Below are 10,818 nucleotides of genomic sequence, written 5' to 3'. Positions count from 1 at the left end.
TCAGTTATCAGTTATCAGTTATCAGTTATCAGTACCTCCGACTAAAGCCGGAGGCTTGAAAATACTGAATTGAATCTTCTCTTGGTCGATTGGATATGGCGATCTTCGGAGCGGCTCTGATAAGAGCAGGGAACCTCGCCATCCCACCCTACGGGAAGCTGCGCTTTTCGCGCCAGCGTTGCAAAGCAAACGACCGCTGTCTTGGTCGATTGGATATGGCGAGGAGACCTCGCCATCCCTCGACCGCTTTTTCATCCCCTTAAAAGAGGAGGCTTTAGACCTCATTTTTTGGTAAAAATAATAATAATTAATATTAAATTGGCTCAAATTAGTAAAAAATTTATTAGGATAGTTTAATTACTTAATAACTGAAGTTTTACTTGAGTATAGCATTACTTTTGGTCATTGGTATAGGAGCGGTATAGGAGCAGAAAGAGAAAGTTTTTTTATAACTAATTAGGGTTTGCTGAATAAAGTAATGAGTGGTAAAGGTAGGAGCCAGAATTTCCATTTATCATGCTCCACAAACAGAACCCAGAAGTCAGGAGGAATGGGAATTATAGAAGAGGTAGTCAAAAGAATTTTCCCTTAATTTTCTGCCCAACTCTTGCCCAAAATGCTAACTTTTTGAGTAATTGAAGCTGAAAACTAGGTACTTTTTCAATACCTAAAAAGGCTAAAATCAATATCAGTAAATACTTTGAGATTTAATCAGCAAGCCCTAATTATCTAGACATGATATTGTCATATAGTTAAGTAGTTAGTAGTTAGTAAAAAGGAGATAAAGAGAACAGAAAAAGGAGGGATAAGAGTGAGAATTATCTAGGGATATTTTGACATTTGATGTCTGCATTAATATACAGCGTATTCCAGGTTTATGAGGTACATTAGCAACAGTGTTGAAAATAGTGTTTGAAGTGGTTAGTATTTAATAATAAGAGTCCAGTAGAAAGAAGGGTTTTCTTTTAGTTGAAGTATTTTTCAGTTCCCGAACGCAAATTCATTTCTATATATAGCTTTCAACTAGCTTGTCACCTCGTGAGCTATAAATGACAAAAACTGGAGATAAATTTTCGTAATGCTCTACTTTACTAAATATTATATCTAATACTATTGGAGAAAAGAATACAGTAGTCCTCAAAATAAGTTGTGCCAAAAATATCTGAAAGTTAGGGAACACTCAAAGAAAGAAAGTTGATATTAAAGTCTAAAATTTATAGAAGTTTCTATCAAGATAAAGTAGTTACAATCAATATTTTATGATATTTTATAAGTATTTATCAAATTAGGATGACCTTTTAACTCTATCTTCAAGAATAAATAAAGTCATAAGATACTATCTATTCCTGCTTGTGCCTCCTGGCGTAATCTAGAAGCAATTCTAAATAGTTCTTGACCTGTATGTAAATAATAATCATCATAATTTAGAGTAAACAATTCTAAATCTTCTATTCCATCACTAACTTGATTTAAACAATAATATAAATGAGCTGCTACTCCTGCAAAATTAGATGGATTTGGCTGAGAACTAAATAAATTATGAGCCTTTCTCAGTAAACGCCGACAAGTTTCTAAATAATCTTGAAATGATGCCATTAGTTGGTCGTCAAAAGGATCGGCTGCTAAATAATCAATTTCCTTTTTTAGAGGTTTTAATATTTGAATCAGAATTTTATTGACTGGTTTGTAAACCTGATTTAGCCATTTTTGTAGATGTTCATCTGCATTATTTCCTCTTTTATTTTGCTGCTGATAATTTTGCTTCCTATTTATATATTTCCAATCGTGTTGATTAAATTTTAGATCGTAAGATTTTCTACGTTGAGGATCGCCCAATACTTCATAAGCTTCATTAATGCTAATAATACGTTCACGATCTCCTATTTCCGTATTAACATCTGGATGAAATAACTTAACTAAACGACGATAAGCTTGTTTGATTTGTCCCTGAGTTGCTGTGGGATTAACATTCAAAGTTTTGTAATAGTCACCAGTTACCATAGAACTATTTCTACTCAATATTTACAATGGAATCTAAATTTTTACACTTATATTACTTATTTTATTCATTGTTACCAATAATTTGCCAATAAAATAAGCAAACCTTTAAATTTATAAAAGTAGATTAAATATTTTAGATTCTAGATAGTAATAGTGAGTAGAAAATTATATCAGGTATTTTAGTTTCTCATAAATATGATTTTTGCTAAACTTTGAACTGGGCTTAAATTTGACTTTCTGTTAAGATAGAGACTAATTATATTTTCTCATCAAAATACTTAGTCTTTGCAGAGCTTTAAATAATCTCAAATTAGTCAGGTACTTACACATTTATTCTCATCAAACACTACTAAACAGATGTATAGCACTATAGTTTTGAGGGTGTATATTGAGACAATTTATCAAACTGAAACTCAAATCAACTAATACACAAAAACTAAGTACTACTGTTACTTTTTTCTGATTACTTAAATCTGCCAATTTGCCAAAAATTTAGTGTAGCATGAATGCATAAATTCCACACTAAATACTAAATAGACATCTCCGACAATAAAAAATCAAATCAATTATCGCACAGAAATTATCAATTCTTTTCCTCTACTGCCTACAGCAAAGCTGCCTACTGACTCTTTTCCGGAGATGTCTAATATATTTAGTTGACTGCTGTAACTAGATTTTGTTCTGGCTCCTGAAAAAGTGGAGTACTTAAATAACGCTCTCCAAAACTAGGCTGAATCATTACTATTAATTTACCTTGATTTTCTGGTCGCTGACCCACTTTTATTGCTGCACAAAGAGCTGCTCCTGTAGAAATACCAGACAAAATACCTTCCTCTTTAGCTATACGACGACCATAATCAATTGCTTCACTATCAGCAACCTGAACCACTTCATCTATAATATCGACATTCAGTACAGATGGGACAAAACCTGCTCCTATTCCCTGAACTTTATGAGGTCCAGGTTGTCCACCGGATAAGACTGGACTATTTGAAGGTTCCACAGCGATCGCTTGAAAATCAGACTTTTTTTGCTTAATAGTCTCTGCAATGCCTGTAAGAGTTCCACCAGTACCAACACCTGCCACTAAAATATCTACTTGGCCATCTGTATCTTCCCATATTTCTAATGCTGTAGTCTGGCGATGAATTTGTGGATTAGCTGGGTTATCGAACTGTTGTAACATATATGCGTTAGGCGTTGATTCAAGTATCTCCCCTGCTTTTGTGATACAACCCTTCATACCTTCACTACCTGGGGTCAAAACCAGTTCGGCTCCGTAGGCACGTAACATAGAGCGACGTTCTAAACTCATAGTTTCTGGCATTGTTAAAATTAACTTGTAACCTCTAGCTGCAGCGACCATTGCCAGAGCAATACCTGTATTTCCAGATGTTGGTTCAACTAATACTGTTTGACCTGGTGTAATCAATCCCTCACGTTCTGCTGCATTAATCATATTAACACCGATGCGGTCTTTGACAGAGGCAGCGGGGTTCATTCCTTCTAGCTTTACTACTATTCTGGCTACACAGCCTTCTGCTTGAGGAATACGATTCAATTCTACTAGAGGTGTGCGACCTACTAATTCAGTAATATTATGAGCAATATGCATGATATATTTATCCTTTAAATGGTAAATTGTATACTTAGGTCTACTTAATAATTTGATAGAAAATAATTTTTTATTAGACTTCAAAGTTATTTTCAACTAAAGTAAAAAAGTCAAGTATTGTTGGTTAATGTAAAAATACTTTCTACTTTTTTAAAGATTTCACGTTATTATCATAAAGTCTAAAATTAATTTATATTAAGTTATTTTCTATATTTTTTTGATAAGTATAACCCACAATAGCTATGATTGCTTGATTTTCTATATATTTTATGTACTGAATCTTACAAGTTTATATATTTTTTCTTTTTCTTTATGTTTTTATAAATTATTGAGAAGTACTGTAAGTGTGAGTAGTATGGCAACCTCTTAAATTAATAACTCTAAGATTTGACCAATGAAAAAAATACTGAAAGATCAAATCAATCAATATACTGGCATTACAAAATATTATGATCTTTTGATGAACACAGGTTATTATGATTACGAAACTCAAACAGATGTCCTGACGGATATTCTTAAATCAAGTAACTCTGTCTTGGAATTAGGAGTTGGCACAGGATTAGTTGCGGAAAAATTAATCAAAAAATTACCTGAAATTGACTTTTTAGGAATTGATTTCACTGAAAGTATGCTGTTGAAAGCACGGCAGCGCCTTGGTAAAAATGTGGCTTTGCACCATGAAAATGTATTAACTATGGATTTAAAAAGGAAGTTTGATGCAGCTTTTTCTAATGGAGGAGTTTGGAATTTTATTGACAAGGGCGAAACAGAATATACCTTTTTTAGTCATTTGGTAAAAGTACAAAATATTATCAAAAGTTTCCATAATGTGGCAAATCATTTAAACGATGGAGGAAAGTTAATTTTTAGCGTTCAAGGTGTTCACAAAGATTATGAAAAAGCCCTATCTAATGGCATAACTTACAGTCAAAAAATCTTCCCAATGCCCCATGATAAATTTGAGAAACACTATATATTTTCTCAGGATAGAGTTATCTTAGCAAAGCAAACTTGCACATATCAACTTCTACCAGAAACTATGGCTAAACTATTATTGGATGAATGTGGTTTTCAGTTTCAAAATATAACTCCCTGCAAACAATATCATGTGTATCAGAAAATTTAGATAATCCCGTTTTGCTCAAACTAAAAGTCAAAAATGCGGAAGGTATTTCAACAATTAATAATTACCTCTCCTTTCAAACAAGAGGATAGACTCAAAGGAAAATTTTGATTTATTATCCCCTAAAAAGGGGAAGCTTTAAACAACAATTTTTTGGTAACTTTTGGAGCGATCGCTAGTCCACTGGTTGAGCTATATCATGTCAGGTTGAATAATTATCAATAAACGATGGAGGAGTCACCGAGTCACCGAGTCAGGAAGGAAGAAGCAGGAAAAAAGAGGAGGAAAAGGAGAAAGTTTTTTGGTCGCGGAGCGCCGAACTTATTTCTATCGCTAATGCTCCGGACATAATATTAGATTTGCGAGATTTAATTTGCTGAATATTATTATTAAAAGAAGAAACAGAGAAGAGAAATGTAGAGGAATCTGTTTTAAGACAAGTTGTTAATTATTATCTATCAAGATAATTTGATAATTCAAGCATTATTAGAGTGGAACACCCACCCTAATAATTTCAACTAAACACTAGAACTGGAATGTAGTTCTGATAGTACCGATAATTAATTCATCATTATCATCATTTTGGTTAGCATTTGTAATTACAGTAACACCAGGAGTAATCGAGATATTATCTGTCACTTGATATTTGTAGAATGCTTCTATGTGCCATGACATATCTTGTCGTAATCCCGATGCCAACCCATTAGGAACATCTAGTTCATTCATATAGGGTTCTCGGCCTACAACAATACCGCCGACACTACCTTCCTTAAACAGATCGGGGAAAGCTAAATTTGCTCCATAACTCCATTGTTCAAAATCACCTAAGCCAATAAGTTTCCCATCAAGATACATACCAAAGCCATTAATTGTCACCCAATCAGCTGCTCGCCAGGACATTTGTACACCATAAGCATTAGTAGAAACTGGCTGGGCAATATTAACTGAACCTGGTCGGCGGTCATTAAGTTCAGCATTTAAACCAAAGATAGTATTGGCAACACCACTTCCCACAAAGCCACTGTTTAAACTGCCATTATCTCCTAGACCTGTAGCAGCACCATCATCATATCCAAAATTTCCTGGTCCAAAATAGCCTTTATTGTAGGTAAGTCCAATTTGGAAATTTTTGATCGGAGTAAAGGTTAATTGTGCTAGGGCAGCATAATCTCCATTAAAAAGACCTCTTCCTTCGTTAGGATTTTCACCTTCCGCTGCTAAGTAACCAAAAGATACAGAAAATGGACTATAAACACAAGCATATTGGTCTTTGCAACCAAAATCATACTCAACACCAAGTCCTTTACCACCCCCTAAACGATAGATTGGACTCCTTTGACCAAAAGCACTCAAGGAACCACTTCCTCCATCATAATCTTCCATGTAAGGGTTGAGAGTAGGAACAAAGTCGTACCAACTTACTTTATTAGCAGCTATAGTTACTCTGATATTATCCCTGACTGGGAACTTATAGAAAAGTTTATCTAGCTCAACCGTATCATCTGCGTCCTTAAGAATATTAAAAGTTTGCTGTCCCTCAGCCTCAGCTATCTTCTGGTTAAATGCTTGAGCATTACCTGCTTGTAACCTTGTAAATAATAAGTCCTCACCAGAAAAGCTAGTGTTGAAATCTAAACGTACCCTGTATTGAAATACTGTTTGGTCTTCGTCTTGTGTATTATCGTTGAAGGTTCCGTATTGTCCTTGGTCTTCAAAGTTATCAACAAGAGCAAAAATTACCTCACCTCTAAGTTTAGTAGTTGTCGAGAATTGATTGGCCTCTAATTCAGCAGCACGAGCTTCTAGAGCATCAACACGACCCCGCAAAATAGCTAACTCAGCAGAAAATTCTTCTTGTAATCTTTGTAGAATTGCTAGGTCTTCTCTAGTTACTGTATCTGCTATGGCAGCTTGTAATAGTTCTGTAATTCTATCTAAGCAAGCATTAACACCAGCAGCAAATTCAAAGCGGGTCAAAGCACGGTTGCCCCGATAAGTACCATCCGGATATCCAACAATACATCCATAACGCTCAACTAAGGATTGTAGTGCTTGAAATGCCCAGTCTGTAGGTTGAACATCAGAAAGTTGAGATACAGAAGTAACTTGACCTTTTGTTTTTCTTCTTCCTCTATTAAGATTACGAAGACTTGGTTGACGAAGATTACGTCCTTCTCTACCGTAACGGTTTATTTGTCTTATGGTTGTTGCAGGTGCATTCGCAACGGAAGTAGCTGAATTTGTTCCAGGAACTTGAGCTAATAGTTCAGTTCCCTGTATTTCTATACTTGTATCTTGGGACTGAGCAATCAGATTGGCCGATTGACTTTCAGTAGCTACAGCGGCTGAGGATGCAACAAGGGTTGCTCCTAAGACTGCTGGACTAAATAGTAGACAATTCCAGAATTTTTTTGACATTTTCCCTTTCATCCTCACACCGATTACAGATAGACTGTTTGACTATACTTAATTAGTTAGTTTTGATTGACGAGCATAGTTTTTGCCTTGGAACTTTGCAACTTAATTATTGAGAAGAAGTTACATTGCATCTAGTCCAATTTTTTTTCAGAGTCTAGGTAGCTCTTCACTGAATTAGTTAGATAGATCGGCAATCTTAATCAATACTCTCAACCTTAAGAACAAATTTTGAGCTTTGTTCGGCTTCACTCATAGCACAAACAGAGCTTTCTGTGACTCTTAGTGACATACTCTCACACTAACCATTCGGTATAGTGTGGGATTCTCGCTTCACAGTCCTGCTATTGCATCGGACTCCACGAGCTTTAAGGACGGGATGCCCCACCGCCCTTTTTGCAGATCGAAGAACTACGCACCTAGTTCTGCAATCAGATTTTACCCTCCCAACGGATTACTAGGATTTCTGGGATACAACTCCATATCCTATTTTATTTTCATGGTTAATCACCGGTGGTTGTTAGCTCGCGCTTCCCAGCTTGGTGCTACTATCACATAAAATTTGTCAATAAATGGGACATTTATCCTCATTCATGTACCGCCAATTCATCTCACACCAAATTGAAAATTATTGTGTGAGGCTTCTCGACGATTTAGCTAAGCTGAGGATTATTAAACCACCAGCTTAACTACATAAAAATATATTAGGTAGTTGAGTGACAGATTATCACAATTTTTTTTTATCAACAACCTCTATAGAAATTTTTTTTATTCTATTAACTATAGCGTAATTAATTTTAGATTTCTGTATCTATAAAAGAAAAGATATAGCAATGAGCGCTGGTATATTTACAAATTGCAGGATTGGCCTAATAGCTAAAAGTCTTATATGATTCCTACGGAATGCTTGCGCAAACAGCAATTTATTCCCCCAGATGAGCTGTTGCCTGTTGCCTGTTGCCTGCGCACAGCGCTATAAGTGTAAATTTTGGCTTCTTTGAGTTGGCCTTATTTGCTATGTCCTAATATGGAGAATACCTCTCGTTGTTCAAATAGTTCCAAGAAGTTGCTATTAATTTTATTCTTGGCTGCTTCACCACGCATAATTTTGAGAGCAGCTTCTACAGGTAAACCTTGTTTGTAGGGGCGATCGCCTGCTGTTAAAGCATCATATATATCTGCAATCACCATAATCTGGGCTTGAATAGGAATATCTTTTTGCTTTAGTCCTCTGGGATAACCACTACCGTCCAATTTTTCATGATGTCCATAAGCAATTTCTGGAATTTGCTGTAAGTTACTTGTCCACGGAATCCGCTTCAGAAATTCGTAAGAATGAGTTACATGAGATTCTATGGCTTTTCTTTCTTCAACAGTCAAGTTACCTCGAGGGACTGCCAGTTGAGCCATTTCCTCTGGCGTAATTAGTGACTTGACTTTACCATCTATGTCTTTGTAGGTGTAAAGCAATACTTGCTTCAGCTGTTTCAGTGGTTCTTCTGCTGTTATAGTTGGTTCATTAGCGGTTAATACTATTTGCCAATAGTTATGAAGTTTAGCTATGGCTGTTTCTAGTTCTAAATCGAGATTTTCAATTTTTTGGCATAGAGGACAATTTTCTTGAGTATGTTGTTGAGATATGTCAGATAAATGTCCGAGTAAATGTTTATACTTGGCTTGAGCATACTCCATCTCTAAGGTACGTTGAGCAACAGAAAACCTTTGCTCGATCAGCTCTAATTGTTCTTCATAAAGTTTTTTACGTTTTGTTAATATTGCCTCTGGGACTCCTATTTTACCGAAATCATGCAGCAAAGCAGCATATCGAACTTCTTTAATTTGTCGCTCGTCAAAGGAGATGCCCCATAAAGGCCCACTATTAATAGTATTAACTTCTTGACACAAGCTCACTGTTAATTTTGCTACTCGCTCTGAGTGACCTGATGTACAGAGGTCTCTAGCTTCTATTGCTTGTACTGATGCTTTGACAAAACCTTCAAATAGATTTTCAATATTTTCTTGTAGATGATTTCTTTCTATTGATATGGCTGCTTGAGAGGCAAGAGAACTTACTATTCGTTCTTCCCATGGAGAGTATGGCTGAATTAATTCTTGAAAATTATCTGCTGTTAATACTGCACTTGAGTTAATCTTGCGATTAATTAATTGGAGTACTCCAATTATTTCTTGAGACCTATTTTGCATAGGTAAAACTAACACAGAACAGGTGCGATAATTAGTGTTATTGTCGAAGCTTTTGTCAAATGTATAAGGTACACTTAAAGGTAAATTATAGGCATCTGATAAGTTTAAACTTTCACCTGTAAGAGCAACATATCCAGCCAAGCTTTTAGGTGTCATGTTGACTACCAGTTCATGGAAAGAAAAGTTTGGCAAAGAATCATTTTGCGCTACCTTAAACAATAGCCTAGATGGTTGATTTCCTTTTCTTTCTACTAGATAGACGCTACCTGCATCACTACAAGTTATCTCCCGACTTTTAGATAAAATTAAATTTAAAAGATCGCCCAAATCATAGGTATCTGAAAGGGCAGCACCAATATCTAGTAGCTGCTCTATCAATAGTTCTGTGCTCTCGGTAGCGGATTCTTGCATCCACTTGAGAATATTTAGTTGGAACATAATTTCGGGCTATTAACTAGCCTTTATCCTGAACAAACTTAATTACTAATTAATATAGTCAACTTTCGAGTAGTAATATAGTTAAAGAAAATTACTTTGAATTTAAAGGCATCAAAATTCTAGATTTTGTTTAACTGCAGTTTCAATTAGAATATTTATTATAAATACTCAGTTAGTTAGTCTGTACTAAACTAAGTTAAATTGTATCCGCTCAATCAGTTGGGGCGAACTACTATTTTATAAAGGAGTGTACATCATTTGAAGCTTACCATTTTCCAGGTTAACCCAGATTATTAAGAGGTTATCTTAAATTTATATTAAACTACGAAAACTAACTTATTCTATTTATATAGCAGATATTTCTTTAGCCATGCTAAAGTCTTTTTCTGTTAAACCACCAGCATCATGGGTTGTTAAATTAATTATTACTTTATTATAGGATATCTCTATATCAGGATGGTGCTGTGATGCCTCAGCTGGATCTACTAATTTATTGACAAAACTAACTGCTTCGAAAAAATTTTTAAATGTTTTTACACACTGAAGTTTATTTCCTTCTAGCTTCCAGTCTAATAATTGATTGGTACGTTGACTAATTTCTTCTGCACTAAGTAATTCAGTCATAAAATTCTCCAAAAACTATCCGCTCTTATCATAACGTAGTACTATAGCAGATGCTTTACTACTACTTTACAATAAGAGCGGTCTAGCGGGTCACCTTGATTGAAACCTAACTGCTGGGAGAAACCCCAGAACAGCTTAGTTAAAATAAATTTTAACATCCCTAGTAAGGGATACAAGCTAGCTACTAAAGTCCAGCCCCAGCACACAGCTGGTATTTTCCAATCAGGTGACCCAAGCGTTTACTACTATCTTGCATGGGCATCACCTCCTTATATCCCTGAGCGGTTCTTAGTAATCTTTACTATTAGGTATAGTAGCACAAAAAATTGAGAATGCAATTATCTTACTAATTTTTTTTTGTATTGATTAGGGACCTATACCATTTCTCAAAAGTCTT

General features: G+C 35.2%; 6 protein-coding genes. 1 reads left to right on the top strand and 5 read right to left on the bottom strand.

Translation table 11 applies throughout. The features are described 5' to 3' along the window. Positions 1–1,326 precede the first annotated feature (1,326 nt). Both AC3DU7_RS13895 and cysK read right to left on the bottom strand, forming a co-directional pair. Positions 1,327–2,001 (bottom strand): J domain-containing protein, encoded by a 675-nt coding sequence (locus tag AC3DU7_RS13895; protein ID WP_488039927.1) that lies wholly within the window; start codon positions 1,999–2,001, stop codon positions 1,327–1,329. Positions 2,002–2,653: 652 nt separating this feature from the next. Further along, the gene (gene cysK / locus AC3DU7_RS13890) at positions 2,654–3,616 is read right to left on the bottom strand and encodes a cysteine synthase A (protein ID WP_488039926.1); all 963 of its coding nucleotides are present in this window, start codon (positions 3,614–3,616) and stop codon (positions 2,654–2,656) included. A gap of 394 nt (positions 3,617–4,010) precedes the next feature. On the opposite strand from cysK, the gene AC3DU7_RS13885 reads away from it, so the two are divergent. Further along, positions 4,011–4,742, top strand: coding sequence for a class I SAM-dependent methyltransferase (locus tag AC3DU7_RS13885; RefSeq protein ID WP_488039925.1), 732 nt, complete (start codon positions 4,011–4,013; stop codon positions 4,740–4,742). A gap of 522 nt (positions 4,743–5,264) precedes the next feature. On the opposite strand, the gene AC3DU7_RS13880 is transcribed toward AC3DU7_RS13885, so the two are convergent. The 3 genes from AC3DU7_RS13880 to AC3DU7_RS13870 form a co-directional block, all read right to left on the bottom strand. After that, positions 5,265–7,157, bottom strand: coding sequence for an iron uptake porin (locus AC3DU7_RS13880; protein WP_488039924.1), 1,893 nt, complete (start codon positions 7,155–7,157; stop codon positions 5,265–5,267). A 1,005-nt stretch (positions 7,158–8,162) separates the two neighbouring features. Beyond that, positions 8,163–9,797, bottom strand: coding sequence for an HD domain-containing phosphohydrolase (locus AC3DU7_RS13875; protein WP_488039923.1), 1,635 nt, complete (start codon positions 9,795–9,797; stop codon positions 8,163–8,165). Between the two features lie 345 nt (positions 9,798–10,142). Next, positions 10,143–10,421, bottom strand: coding sequence for a 4a-hydroxytetrahydrobiopterin dehydratase (locus AC3DU7_RS13870; protein ID WP_488039922.1), 279 nt, complete (start codon positions 10,419–10,421; stop codon positions 10,143–10,145). Positions 10,422–10,818 lie beyond the last annotated feature (397 nt).

The sequence above is a fragment of the Okeania sp. genome (assembly GCF_983059655.1).
Note: the sequence above shows the minus strand (reverse complement) of the source record. Positions and strands in the feature narration are given on the sequence as shown.